Source organism: Paenibacillus sp. CF095 (assembly GCF_900101225.1).
Lineage (GTDB): Bacteria > Bacillota > Bacilli > Paenibacillales > Paenibacillaceae > Paenibacillus.
On record NZ_FMZN01000001.1, the window covers coordinates 492,914 to 505,779 of the forward strand.

14 protein-coding genes are annotated in these 12,866 nt (G+C 48.3%); all 14 read left to right on the forward strand.

What is annotated here, in order from left to right; translation table 11 throughout:
- Positions 1–612: 612 nt before the first annotated feature.
- The 14 genes from spoVAC (at position 613) to BLS69_RS02195 (ending at position 12,586) form a co-directional block, all read left to right on the forward strand.
- The gene (gene spoVAC / locus BLS69_RS02130; RefSeq protein WP_036615164.1) at positions 613–1,116 is read left to right on the forward strand and encodes a stage V sporulation protein AC; all 504 of its coding nucleotides are present in this window, start codon (positions 613–615) and stop codon (positions 1,114–1,116) included.
- Complete coding sequence (gene spoVAD, locus BLS69_RS02135) at positions 1,113–2,129, forward strand: stage V sporulation protein AD (protein ID WP_076214289.1); 1,017 nt, start codon at positions 1,113–1,115, stop codon at positions 2,127–2,129. Before spoVAC ends, spoVAD begins: the two co-directional genes overlap by 4 nt.
- Positions 2,130–2,134: 5 nt before the next feature.
- Positions 2,135–2,485 (forward strand): stage V sporulation protein AE, encoded by a 351-nt coding sequence (gene spoVAE / locus BLS69_RS02140; protein WP_091028336.1) that lies wholly within the window; start codon positions 2,135–2,137, stop codon positions 2,483–2,485.
- A 208-nt stretch (positions 2,486–2,693) separates the two neighbouring features.
- Complete coding sequence (locus BLS69_RS02145; RefSeq protein WP_036615157.1) at positions 2,694–3,650, forward strand: AAA family ATPase; 957 nt, start codon at positions 2,694–2,696, stop codon at positions 3,648–3,650.
- A gap of 3 nt (positions 3,651–3,653) precedes the next feature.
- On the forward strand, positions 3,654–4,901 hold the full coding sequence (locus BLS69_RS02150; protein ID WP_176872547.1) for a DUF58 domain-containing protein: 1,248 nt from the start codon (positions 3,654–3,656) through the stop codon (positions 4,899–4,901).
- A complete protein-coding gene (locus tag BLS69_RS02155; RefSeq protein ID WP_091028338.1) occupies positions 4,898–7,111 on the forward strand; it encodes a DUF4129 domain-containing transglutaminase family protein in 2,214 nt (737 codons plus the stop codon). Before BLS69_RS02150 ends, BLS69_RS02155 begins: the two co-directional genes overlap by 4 nt.
- Before the next feature lie 110 nt (positions 7,112–7,221).
- The gene (locus tag BLS69_RS02160; protein WP_036615148.1) at positions 7,222–7,749 is read left to right on the forward strand and encodes a YqeG family HAD IIIA-type phosphatase; all 528 of its coding nucleotides are present in this window, start codon (positions 7,222–7,224) and stop codon (positions 7,747–7,749) included.
- Positions 7,746–8,873, forward strand: a complete 1,128-nt coding sequence (gene yqeH / locus BLS69_RS02165) for a ribosome biogenesis GTPase YqeH (protein WP_091028341.1) — start codon at positions 7,746–7,748, stop codon at positions 8,871–8,873. The genes BLS69_RS02160 and yqeH overlap by 4 nt, the downstream gene beginning before the upstream one ends.
- Before the next feature lie 44 nt (positions 8,874–8,917).
- Positions 8,918–9,787 (forward strand): shikimate dehydrogenase, encoded by an 870-nt coding sequence (gene aroE, locus BLS69_RS02170; RefSeq protein WP_091028343.1) that lies wholly within the window; start codon positions 8,918–8,920, stop codon positions 9,785–9,787.
- Between the two features lie 82 nt (positions 9,788–9,869).
- Positions 9,870–10,163, forward strand: a complete 294-nt coding sequence (gene yhbY, locus BLS69_RS02175) for a ribosome assembly RNA-binding protein YhbY (protein WP_017687186.1) — start codon at positions 9,870–9,872, stop codon at positions 10,161–10,163.
- 15 nt (positions 10,164–10,178) lie between these two features.
- Entirely contained in the window at positions 10,179–10,769 is a 591-nt protein-coding gene (locus BLS69_RS02180) for a nicotinate-nucleotide adenylyltransferase (protein ID WP_074095918.1), read from the forward strand.
- Positions 10,753–11,319, forward strand: a complete 567-nt coding sequence (gene yqeK / locus BLS69_RS02185) for a bis(5'-nucleosyl)-tetraphosphatase (symmetrical) YqeK (protein ID WP_091028345.1) — start codon at positions 10,753–10,755, stop codon at positions 11,317–11,319. Before BLS69_RS02180 ends, yqeK begins: the two co-directional genes overlap by 17 nt.
- A gap of 17 nt (positions 11,320–11,336) precedes the next feature.
- Positions 11,337–11,684 carry a ribosome silencing factor gene (gene rsfS / locus BLS69_RS02190; protein ID WP_036615136.1) on the forward strand — a complete coding sequence of 116 codons (348 nt, stop codon included), beginning with the start codon at positions 11,337–11,339 and terminating at the stop codon, positions 11,682–11,684.
- Positions 11,681–12,586, forward strand: coding sequence for a CvfB family protein (locus BLS69_RS02195; RefSeq protein WP_036668546.1), 906 nt, complete (start codon positions 11,681–11,683; stop codon positions 12,584–12,586). The genes rsfS and BLS69_RS02195 overlap by 4 nt, the downstream gene beginning before the upstream one ends.
- Positions 12,587–12,866: the final 280 nt, after the last annotated feature.

Sequence of the window (12,866 nt, forward strand, 5' to 3'; positions counted from 1 at the left end):
CAGTAGAACGGCTACCCGCCTGTTGTCCTTTTAAGATGTAGTTCAAAAAGTCTTTTATCTTTTTGAACATGCACTTTAATATGCTGAGGACTTGTTATTTAACCACTGGTCACATTACAGTATGAACCTTGCGCAAGTGATTGTCCATGTTTATGTCACGTATTTAAGGCATGTTTTGGGCGCTTACCGTGTCCAAGTTTCATGACTCTATCCGCTGTAGTCGCAGTCCTGATGCCACTTCAATGAATATGAATATATGGAGGAGATGTCATCATTTTGTGATGTTCTTTTTGTTCAATATTTGTTGGTCTGTTTATAGGAAGGAGCTATATATCCAATGAAGCCTCCAGAAGAGGGCACGGAAAAAGTACTGTTTATCGTTCTTTTTATCTTGCTCGTGATTGTTCTTCTTTATTTATAGAACGTATCTAAAAGTCCTCAGAACCGGCGTATTCCCATCTTGCTTCCACAACATGATCTTGTTGGAAACATATACTGTCTGTCGCCGGATACATAACCTTCCGATTATTAACAAACAATGAATATAGGATTACACACATTGGCATTCAGCCGTAGCTTTGAACCATTTTCACATAGAGGAGGTCTTGTATCTTGCCAGCTCAATCTGCATCCGGAAGCGAAAAAAAATCATCGTCCCTGTCCATGGATGAAAAGGAGTACAAAAAAGTCGCGAAAAAACATGAGCCGCCTCGTCCAATCCTGAAAAATTGCCTCAAAGCATTTCTGGTTGGGGGTACCGTCTGTTTGATTGGACAGGCCATTCAAGAGGCTTTTATGGCCGGTTTCGACATGACATCGAAGGAAGCTTCCAGTCCTACGGTGGCGGTCATGATTCTCATATCGGTTATTCTAACGTGTCTCGGCGTTTACGATAAAATGGCTCAATGGGCAGGAGCAGGAACTGCTGTGCCGGTTACCGGCTTTGCCAATTCCATGTGTTCTGCTGCACTGGAACATCGTGCTGAAGGACTGGTGCTCGGTGTAGGGGCCAACATGTTTAAACTTGCTGGTTCCGTTATCGTGTTTGGTGTCGTGGCAGCATTTGTCGTAGGGATTGTTTACGCCTTTTTGGGATTTGGAGGTGGGCACCTGTGAAACGATTGGGTCGCCAGACATGGCAGTTTGAGAATCGTCCGCGGATCATCGGTAAAGCCGCAGTTGTAGGACCAGAAGAAGGCGAGGGTCCACTGTCATCTGATTTCGATTATGTCTACGACAACCTCGAGATCGGCGAGAAAACGTGGGAAAAGGGAGAACGCAAACTGCTCGAACAGGCCTCTCAGCTGGCTTTGGTAAATGCAAATATCACCAAGGAAGAGCTTCAATTTTTTGTTGGTGGAGATCTGATGAACCAGATTATCAGCAGTTCCTTTTCAGCGCGAAAACTGGGTGTGCCTTACCTGGGTGTCTTTGGAGCCTGTTCTACTTCCATGGAAACGTTAGCGTTAGCGTCCATGATTGTTGACTCTGGAGCTGGAGATTATGTCCTTGCAGGAACGGTGAGCCACAACTGTACGGTTGAAAAACAATTTCGGTATCCGACGGAGTATGGCTCCCAGAAGCCGCCTTATGCGCAATATACCGTCACAGGATCAGGGTGTGGTGTGGTCTCCCGCACTGGTGATGGTCCCGTTGTTACCAAAGCCACTATTGGACGCATTATGGATTTGGGCATCAAAGATCCTTTTAATATGGGTTCAGCCATGGCGCCAGCAGCAGCCGACACTATAATCTCTCATTTCAGGGATACGGGATTGGAACCCGGCTATTATGATCTCATTGTGACTGGGGATCTGGCTTCCGTCGGTCTGCCAATTACGAAAGAGCTTTTGCAAAAAGAAGGCATTCCCATGGAACAGACGGTTTTTAATGATTGCGGCCTGATGATCTATGATCGGGAGAAACAGCCTTATGTTGTTGCCGGGGGAAGTGGCTGCGGATGTTCTGCCACCGTCACCTATGGTCACATTTTGAACCGGATGCAGAAGGGTGATCTTAAACGGGTGCTCGTCGTTGCTACGGGGGCGCTGTTATCTCCGATTTCGTACCAGCAGGGTGAAAGTATTCCTTGTATTGCACATGCCGTAGCTATTGAAAAGGAGGGATAAAGGTAATGCAGTTCTTGTGGGCATTTATTGTTGGCGGTTTGATCTGTGTTGTCGGACAGCTTCTAATGGATGGGGTTAAACTGACGCCAGCTCATACCATGAGTACACTAGTTGTGGCAGGGGCAGTTGCTGATGCACTCGGTCTCTATGATCCTTTGGTCAAGTTTGCAGGAGCAGGTGCTTCTGTACCCATCACAAGTTTTGGCAACTCCTTGGTACATGGGGCATTGACTGAACTTGAGAAAGAGGGATGGATTGGAGTTATTACCGGGATCTTTGATCTGACAGCAGCGGGAATATCGTCAGCGATCATCTTTTCTTTTCTCGCGGCATTGGTGGTTAGACCAAAAGGCTAACATAGAATGAGAAATCTCCTTGAACATATTGCGATTCAGCAGAGGCTCCGGATAACTTTTATCCGGGGCCTTTTTGTCGTATTCATGCGTGAACTGCGGTGAATCTGACGGGCTGGAAACAAATTGTGAGTTCCTTCGAGTGTACTCGTGACTCTGGATCATGTACAATAAAAGGAAATCTGTATGCTTTTTTAGGAGGTTAGACCACATGCCTGTGCGCAAAGAGTCGATCCAAATCATATCCGCAGTTCGTTCAAATCTGGAATCCTGTATTATGGGGAAATCCTTTGAAATTCAACTTTTACTTACAGCTTTGCTTGCAGGCGGGCACGTTCTGATTGAAGACGTACCGGGAACTGGCAAAACGCAATTAATCAAGGCATTATCGAAATCCATGCGTGGTGAGTACCGGCGTATTCAATGTAATCCTGATATTTTACCTAGTGATATTACGGGCGTATCTGTGTTCCATCCGAAGGATGAGCGTTTTTATTTCCGGCCAGGTCCTGTGATGACCAACATTTTGCTGGCTGATGAGATTAACCGGGCCACAACAAAAACCCAATCGGCTCTGCTCGAAGTGATGGAGGAGCGCAGCGTAACCGTTGATGGCGATACGTATGATCTGCCACATCCATTCATGCTCTGTGCAACTCAGAATCCGATTGATTTTGAAGGTACGTATACGTTGCCGGAAGCACAACTGGACCGGTTTATGTTGAAAATAAGTCTAGGTTATCCCGATAAGGAAATTGAGAAAATTTTATTGAAACAGCATCAGCTCGGTCAGCCTGTAGATCGCCTTGAATCCGTGACTCATATGGACCAGATCTCGGCAATCCAGCAGGAGATTAAAGAGGTCTTTATCGGTGATCCGGTTATGGACTATCTGCTTGATGTTGTTCGCCAAACCCGCTCCCACCCATCTGTATTGCTGGGTGCCAGCCCACGGGCAGCCATATCGTTCATGATGGCCGTAAAAGCCTTTGCTTTCTTACAGGAACGTGATTATGTGCTTCCGGATGATGTGAAAACGATGGCCCCTTATGTGATCTCTCATCGTATTGTGCTTCGTCCCGAATCGAGACTGGACAGTATGAGTTCCGAGGCCGTTTTGAATGCCGTACTCCAGCAAGTACGCGTGCCCGTCTCCATGGGGCAATAGTTCATGAAGCCGCTTTTGAGAACAGTCAATAGAGGGTTACGCCACCCACGCGTATGGAGCATCGCAATGGTGTGGATGTGCTGTCTGGCTTATGTTTTGTTTCAGGGCGGGAAGACATCCCTTATGCTGCTGTCGATGGTGACCCTGCTCTGTGTGTACCTTGCCATTGCTGGATTTAGCGGGGTAAGACGTGCTCAAGGAGTTCGTAGGTTATCTTCTGGTCCAGACCACGAAGAATTGCTGCATGCGGGTGACCAGGTTCAAGTACAGCTGAGTTTGACTATTCCGGGATTCCTCCCGCTTCCCTATGTTGTTGTGCGTGAAATGCTGCATCGGCATAACGGAGAATCGTGGTCGTTCAAGGAAAGTTTGATTCCCAATATGAGAGGTAATGGCGAGTTGTCTTTTCAGACACCGCCACTTGAGCGTGGGAAGTATGTTTTTTCAGAAACGGAATGTGCCAGCGAGGACATATTTGGACTGATTGAACATCGGGGAAAGTTTAAGGCCAAAGGTGAGTTTCGCGTACTGCCAAGAACGGTATTTATTCCATATTGGCAGCTCTACGACCGCAAATCACGGTTATCCGGTCCTCAGACGGCGTTAACCCGCTCACGGAGAGAGACCACTCAGATCAATGGTGTACGTGACTACGTATACGGAGATCGACTTTCCCGCATTCACTGGAATGCAACGGCAAAAACAGGGAACTGGAAGTCCAAGGAGTTTGAACATGAGTCTGTGCCCAAAACCATTCTGGTATTGGATGCGCTGGCATCAAGTTATGAACATGGGGATGCATTTGAAATTGCCGTTTCCACGGCTGCCTCTCTGCTGGAGTATGGTGTCAGGGAACGAATGGGGATGGGGTTATTGACATTGTCAGACCAGACATCCTTCATGGCCCCCAGTGAAAGTCTGATGGAACGACAGAAGATGATGCATCATCTGGTGGATATTCAATATAACGGTCAGGATACCCATCTGTTGCCCGGCGTGGAAAGGATCGCACGTCAACTGCCTCAGGGAGCTTACTTTGTCGTGATTTCTCCCCAGAAGGATGAAAAAATAATGGAACTGTTGCGCTGGGCCGATACGCGGGGCATGACTCCATGTCATATTCTGATCGATACCAGTGAATCCCGCCGAAGTGCCGAGTGGAATGCCATGTTGCGTGGAAGAGGCACGAGGTCATTCACTGTTTCTCACTTGCAGGAGCTTCCAACGGTGATGGGGGGAGGTTCTGTATGAGTTCAAAAGGAAATGAAAGTATTGCGGGCAAACGATCCTGGTATCATGCAGCGTCATTGCTCTGGATTTTCCTGATTGGAATGCAGTGGATTTCATTTACGCAGGAATCGTGGTACACGGAGACCACTTCTCTGGTGTTATGGACACTTGCAGCAGTCAGTGTGCTGGAGGTCATTCTGCCCTTTAAAACAATGTATCGGGCGATCATCAAGGCGGTCGTTGTTGGTTACATTTTGCATAAAACGCTGATTGATTACACCGTGTACATCCCTTATGGCTCTTTAACGGACCGAGCGGAGCAATTCATATTACACATGACGCCGTACATCTGGTTCTCCCTGTGTGCATGGGTGATGCTTGAAGCTGCGCTTCGACTCGTGACCACAACACGTCGTATTCTTGTTTTTCTGGGTGTTAACATCATTTCGATGGGGATTCTCGATTCTTTCACCCAGATTCCACTCTGGATTGAAATCGCGTGGGTGATGTTTGCGGGGATGGGATGGCTCGTATGTCAGCATTTCCGTAACTATCAGCTACAGTATCCACAAGGTTGGAAACGAATCATCCGGTATCCTTATAAAGTCCTGGCCAATATTGCCATTATCTTTTCTTTGATTATTGTAGCCAGCGTCAATATGCCGGAGATTCCACCCACCTTGACGGACCCCTATACGGCATGGCGTAACTATACCGGAACTTCCACAAGTCAGGCAGGTAACGGAAACCTTGATATTCCCGCGGCTACCGAATCGGGATACAGCAGGGAAGACAATCAGCTTGGTGGAGGTTTTAACTTCGACTATACCCCTGTCATGTCTGTCACGACCAATGAGCGCAGTTACTGGCGTGGTGAGACACGTGCAGAGTATACAGGCACAGGCTGGGATGACCGTGGACGGGGTGCAACAGAGAATGTTGAAGCTGGGCAGCCTCTGGAGAACCAAGAATCCGGTAATGTGAATACCAAACAAGTGACTCAGAACGTAACGATGCTGAATGACAATGTCTATCCGATTCTCTTTGGTGCTTATTCGATCTCGGAAGTTAGCTCGATTAATGGTGAAGACCGAACGGAACGGATGTTGTGGAATGCCGAACAGGCTGAACTGCATGTGGTGACAGACCGTCAGCAACCACAGTATCCCAAGACATATACTATCGTATCGGAAGCCCCTGTGATTGTGGAAGATGAGCTTCGTACGAAGTCATTTGAAGATCTGTATAACAGTAATCCGGCAGACGATATGTACTTGCAGTTACCTTCCCGTTTCCCTGACCGGGTATCGGATCTGGCAGCCGAGATAACAGCATCTGCGAATACTCCGTATGAAAAAGTGGCATTACTGCAAAACTATTTACAAACTAATTTTGAATACACGAACAATCCGGATTTATCTCGAAAAGTAAGCAGCGACTTTGTGGAAGGTTTCCTGTTCGATATTATGGAAGGCTACTGTGATTACTTCTCCACTGCGCTGGTGATGATGGCGCGCTCGGAGGGCATTCCTGCAAGATGGGTTAAAGGTTATGCGCCTGGACAATTGTCCCTGAATTCGGACATGCAGGCTCCACGTCAACCTGGCGCGGAGATTGAGACGACCTACACCGTTACCAACGCAGATGCACACTCCTGGGCAGAGGTTTACTTTGGTGAGTATGGATGGATTCCTGTTGAAGCAACGCCGGGCTTTGATATGCCGCTGCTGACGGAACAGCCTGATGTACAGCCTGTAGATGAGCCAGAAGAAGAGCCAGAAGAGGAGCCGGTACAAGAGGAAGAGCAGACCCCTGCACCTGAGCAGACATCGTCTGCCATCCCGACTTTTGTTATCTGGGCTGCAGGAGCCATTATTGTATTGTGGGTAGCCTATATGTTCTGGCGTAATCGTTTCTCCATGCGATTCTTCCTGCTTCGTCTACGGACAGGTGGACCGCTCACCCCTGAACAGAAGGTAGTGGCAGAGACCGAGCGTTGGATTCAGTATGTGAAACGCAAAGGATTGACCCGGAGCGGAGACGAGACACTTCGTGAATCGGTAGCCCGCTGGAGCCAGGCAAAACCTGCTGCAGAAGCGACGTTGCATGAGCTTCTCACGAAGTTTGAACAGACTCGTTACAGTCCGGCGTCCGTAACTGCCGACGACTGGAAGGGCGTCTATCAGACCGCCTTGAAGCTGCGGAAGGAACTGAAAGCGGAACGGGCATAGTTGTTGCCCGTCCCGTTTTTCCTTTTTTCCTATGCCATCAGGCGCTGTATGCATTTTCAGGAAAGACGGATTTGTGATATAGTGTGTCGTATGAAACTGAGGTGACTTCTTTGTTTAAAATGTTAATGCCCAAGCTGCGTGTAGACACGGTTTTTGACATTAATCTGGAAGAGCTGTACGCTCAAGGCTACCGTGGAATTATAACTGATCTGGATAACACACTCGTTGGAGCCAAAGCCCCTGACGCTACGCCCGAACTGATTGAATGGTTTGCACGTGTGAAAGAGGCAGGTTTCAAGCTGATGATTGTGTCCAATAACAATTTGAATCGTGTATCCCTGTTTGCGACCCCGCTGGATATCCAGTTTGTGCATAGTGCACGCAAACCATCGAATGTACCGTTTCGTAGAGCAATGAAAATGATGGAGTTATCTCCTGAAAACACGATTGTAGTAGGCGATCAGATGCTTACGGACGTTTATGGAGGGAACCGAATGGGGTTATATACCGTTCTGGTACTGCCAATCTCCATTGGGGACGAAGGTTTTATGACCCGCTTCAATCGACGCGTGGAACGGATTGCTCTAACGAGTTTACGCAGGAAAGGCTTATGGCTTGAGGAGGAAAAGAAGAAATGACAGAACCGCATAACGGCAATCTTGCCGTAAGGTGCAGCGGATGCGGCGTGCATCTGCAAACAGAAAATTCGGAATTACCAGGGTTTATCCCCGAGAAGGCACTGGATCGTGAACCGGTTATATGCCAGCGCTGTTTCCGCATCAAAAACTACAATGAGTCATCATCCGTTACGGTGGATCAGGACGAATTCCTGGCGCTGCTTAGCAAAATCGGGGATAAGGATGCACTTGTCATCCATATCGTTGATTTGTTTGACTTTGATGGCAGCATTATCTCCGGTCTGCAACGTTTTGTAGGCAACAATCCGGTATTGCTTGCTGTGAACAAAACGGACTTGCTTCCAAAAGTAACCAACTGGAACAAGGTTCGCAACTGGGTACAGAAGCAAGCCAAAGAACAGGGTTTGCGTACCGTGGATGTCGTCTTGTGCAGTGCAAAGCAAAATCAGGGCTTCGACCGACTGCTTGAGCTTGTAGGAACGTATCGCGAAGATCGTGACGTGTACGTGGTTGGCGGTACCAATGTGGGCAAATCCACACTGATTAACCGTCTGATCCGTGATTACAGCGATCTGGAGCAGGAACTGACCACATCCCGTTATCCGGGAACAACGCTGGATATGGTGAACATTCCGCTGGATGATGGAAAATATATTATTGATACGCCTGGAATCGTGTATCCATGGCGTTTCAGCGAGATTGTTTCACGTAAGGATCTCGCTGCCATCATGCCGGAAAAACCGCTTAAACCGGCTGTGTATCAGCTGAATTCCGGTCAGACGCTGTTCTTCGGCGGCATGGCTCGATTTGACTTTGTGGAAGGTGATCGCCAGTCGTTCACTTGTTTTATTAGCACTGCGCTTGATATTCACCGGACAAAGCTGGAGCGTGCAGATGATCTGTACCGCGACCATCTGGGAGAATTGTTGTCTCCGCCAACCCGTGAGGATGCAGCAGAGATGGCTGAATGGACTAGACATGAATTCCGCATCAAACGCGGCAGTCAATCGGATGTATTCATCTCGGGTCTGGGCTGGATTAAGGTTAATGGCGATATTGGAGCGCTGGTTGCTGTTCATGCTCCAAAAGGCATTCGTGTACAGATCCGCTCATCCTTGATCTAGTAAATTCTCAGAATCTGTACATCAGATGGATCGGAGGCGGACCTATGTCTGAGCAGAACAAATTCAACTCTTCACTTCCCGTGTTGCTTGGTGTTATGGGTGATCCGATTGCTCACTCCAAGTCTCCGGCAATGCACAATGCGGCTCTGCAGGCTGCAGAAGTGAATGGAATGTATATGCCACTGCATGTTCATCCGGATCAACTGGAGGCGGCAGTTCGGGGAATTGTGGCACTGGGCTATCGTGGTGTTAATGTCACCATCCCGCACAAAGAGCAGGTGATGCAGTATCTGGATGTGATCGATGAAAGTGCTCGCCTGATTGGTGCGGTGAATACCATCGTTAATGAAGGTGGAACACTGACAGGGTACAATACGGATGGTATTGGTTATGTCCGATCGCTGAAGGAAGAGGCTGTGCCGGAGCTTGCGGGCAAACGTATTGCTGTCCTGGGAGCAGGAGGAGCGGCGAGAGGCGTTATATACGCACTTGCATTGGAGAAGCCTGAACGCATCCACATTCTGAACCGTACAGCGGACAGGGCTATTGCACTTGCTTCTGATTTACGAGGCCATGGCTTGGGAGAAATCTCGGGCAGTGGTATGGAAGACGCTGCAACGGTACTGGCTACGGCTGATATCGTGATTAACACAACGGCTGCCGGAATGCACCCACATGTTGATGACGTACCGGTTGATCCTGCACTGATCCGTGAAGGAGCAGCGGTGAGTGATCTGATCTACAATCCGCTGGAGACCCGTCTGCTTCGGGAGTCACGGATGCGCGGATGTACGGTTCACGGTGGTCTGGGGATGTTTGTATACCAGGGCGCAGTGGCCTTTGAACATTGGCTTGGCATTCCGGCTCCTGTGGAGACGATGAGACGAGCAGTACTAAACAGTTTTGAAGTGTGAAAATAATAATTGAATGGTCAGGTCCGGACAGTTTTTGCGTTGTCGATCAGGGCCTGCTCAACATAAGGAGTATGGAGTATTCATGTTAAACGGTAAACAAAAGCGCTTTTTGCGGTCACAGGCACATCACCTGACCCCTGTATTTCAGATTGGTAAAGGTGGAACCAATGAGCACCTGTTCCGTCACATCGAAGATGCGATTGAGAAGCGCGAATTGATGAAAGTGCAAGTATTGAACAACAATGACGAGGACAGAAAAGAGATGGCAGAAGAAGTTGCCCGTGAAACGGGAAGTGAGCTTGTACAACTCATCGGTAACACAATCATCCTGTACAAAGAATCTCGCGATAACAAACAAATCGAACTACCTAGATAAGGGAGCGTGACGCAGGTGAAGATCGGCATCATGGGTGGTACGTTTGATCCGATCCACATGGGACACCTCCTGGCAGCTGAAGCGGCAAGGGACTCGCATGCACTGGATGAGATCTGGTTCATGCCTTCCCATGTTCCACCTCACAAACGCGGAGCCGGAGCTTCGGGACAACAACGTCTCGATATGACGGAAGCGGCTGTGAAGGGTGTGCAGCAATATGAGGTGCTGGGTATTGAGATGGAATTGGGCGGAGTGTCTTATACAATTGATACGATGAAGGAACTGTGGCGGCGCCATCCTGAACATGAATTTTATTTCATTATCGGGGCGGATATGGTGAACTATCTTCCCAAATGGGAGCAGATTGAAGAACTTGCCGAACGCCTAACCTTTATCGGGGTTGGTAGGCCGGGTTTCCAGTTACATCTGGATGATCTACCAGACGAGTTACAGGATCGGGTCTTGCTGGCCGAGATGCCCTTGGTGGATATTTCATCAACAGCCGTACGCAGACGTCTTGCCAAAGGTCATTCGGTACGCTTCATGATTCCTGATGAGGTGCACCAATACATTGTAAGGAGCGGTTTATATGGGACTAAGCCGTGAGAAACTAATACAAGCCGTATCCGGGCAAATGCCGGAAAAACGCTGGAAGCATACACTTGGCGTGATGGAGTCGGCAGTGATGTTGGCTGAAAAATACGGTGCTGATCCTGTGAAAGCAGATCTGGCAGCGATATTGCATGATGTGGCGAAGTACTGGCCCGTAGCGGAGATGGAAGCGGTCATCCGCGATAACGGATTAAACCAGGAACTTCTGCAGCATGACAAGCAGCTCTGGCATTCGGAAGTCGGTGCTCTTGTAGCCAAGCGTGATTACGGTGTAGAGGATTCCGAAGTGATTAATGCCATCCGGTGGCATACCTCGGGTCGGGTGGGCATGAGCCTGCTGGACAAGGTGGTATGTCTTGCCGATTATATTGAACCGGGGCGAGATTTCCCGGGAGTGGATCACATTCGGGAACAGGCTGAACATAGTCTGGAGGAAGGATTAATTGCCGGATTCGACTCGACGATCAGCTTGCTGATCTCGCAGCGCCGTGTGATTTATCCTTTAACCGTGTTGTCGCGCAATGACTTGATTGCTCAATTATAGATTATGGAGGTTGGTTCATGACAGTATCATCGAAAGAACTTATGAATATGGCGGTTGCTGCCGCTGACGACAAAAAGGCATCCAATATTGTAGCGTTGGATCTGATTAATGTTTCTCTGGTGGCAGATTATTTTGTTATTTGTCACGGGAATTCCGATACACAGGTACAAGCCATTGCTACTGAAATTCGCAAACAGGCTCATGCAGCCGGAGCGACGATCAAAGGTATCGAAGGTATGGATTCCGCACGTTGGGTATTGATGGACATGGGCGATGTTGTTGTTCATATCTTCCACCGTGACGAGCGTGAATACTACAACATTGAACGACTATGGTCTGATGCCAAAGTGGTGGAAACTGTATGAGTTTGATTGCTGGAACAGTCGTCTCTTTGCCGGTGTCACGTGAAGTGTCTCCGTTTGGCTTCTTTTTGACGACAGGATCGGAAGATGTACTGCTTCACTACACCGAGTTAACACGGGATATTAAAATTGGTGAGACGCTTGAGGTATTTGTATTCTTTGATACGGAAGATCGTCTGGCCGTAACGATGAAAAAGCCTTATCTCATGCTTGGCGAAATGGCACGACTGGTTGTGGCTGATGTTCACCCACGACTGGGCTGTTTCCTGGAAATGGGCCTTGGACGGCAATTGCTGCTTCCTATTCGTGAATTGCCTGAGCTGGAAGAACTGCGTCCTCAAGTGGGGGATGAAGTCTTTGTAATCATGGAACATGACAAGCAGGGACGTCTGCGTGCCAAATTGGCCGGGGAACGTGAGCTTTCACCATTGTCTTTCCATGCGCCAACTTCATGGTTAAACGAGTGGGTTGAAGCGACTGTATACAAGCCGCTGCAGATGGGTACTTTTGTACTTGTAGAAGGCGGTGTACTGGGCTTTGGCGCGATTGGTATGATTCATTCATCTGAACGTAGTCATATGCTGCGTCTTGGTGAGAAAGTTAAATGTCGGGTGACACTGGTACGTGAAGACGGACGTGTGAATCTGGCCATGACTCAACTCAAACAAGTTGGACGTAACGAAGATGCAGACAAGCTGCTCGCCTTTATGAAAGAGCGTCCTATGGGCGGCATGCCTTACTCTGATGCAACTCCGCCGGATATCATCAAGCAGCGCTTTGGCATCAGTAAGTCAGCTTTCAAGCGTGCCTTGGGTAAATTGATGAAGGACGGATTGGTGGTCCAAAAGGAAAGCTGGACGTATCTGTCCGAATCTGCTCCTGCGGATCAAAGTGAAAACAAGTAATTCTTTTGATTAAATAGTTGTAATATGGAACTCGGATAAGGCAGGGATAGGCTGGGTAAACACCGGATGCCCCTGCTTTTTCTTTTGTTATATAAATTGAACTAAACATTTACACGAAACGGAGAGGACAGAAAAAACCTGAAGAAGCTAGCGTTCGCCTTTATCCCCGGATTTAATCCTTTATAAAAGGAATCAAAAAAATCTGGGGATAACAGCGATCGGAAGGTTGTTCTGTCATTGGAGTGTCCAGTGTAAATATTCTTTGGTTCAATTTATATAG

Coding starts and splice junctions, on each gene's coding strand:
- yqeK (WP_091028345.1), top strand. CDS start 10,753: ATGGGACTAAGCCGTGAGAAACTAATACAAGCCGTATCCGGGCAAATG.
- BLS69_RS02145 (WP_036615157.1), top strand. CDS start 2,694: ATGCCTGTGCGCAAAGAGTCGATCCAAATCATATCCGCAGTTCGTTCA.
- yhbY (WP_017687186.1), top strand. CDS start 9,870: ATGTTAAACGGTAAACAAAAGCGCTTTTTGCGGTCACAGGCACATCAC.
- rsfS (WP_036615136.1), top strand. CDS start 11,337: ATGACAGTATCATCGAAAGAACTTATGAATATGGCGGTTGCTGCCGCT.
- BLS69_RS02155 (WP_091028338.1), top strand. CDS start 4,898: ATGAGTTCAAAAGGAAATGAAAGTATTGCGGGCAAACGATCCTGGTAT.
- yqeH (WP_091028341.1), top strand. CDS start 7,746: ATGACAGAACCGCATAACGGCAATCTTGCCGTAAGGTGCAGCGGATGC.
- BLS69_RS02150 (WP_176872547.1), top strand. CDS start 3,654: ATGAAGCCGCTTTTGAGAACAGTCAATAGAGGGTTACGCCACCCACGC.
- aroE (WP_091028343.1), top strand. CDS start 8,918: ATGTCTGAGCAGAACAAATTCAACTCTTCACTTCCCGTGTTGCTTGGT.
- spoVAE (WP_091028336.1), top strand. CDS start 2,135: ATGCAGTTCTTGTGGGCATTTATTGTTGGCGGTTTGATCTGTGTTGTC.
- BLS69_RS02195 (WP_036668546.1), top strand. CDS start 11,681: ATGAGTTTGATTGCTGGAACAGTCGTCTCTTTGCCGGTGTCACGTGAA.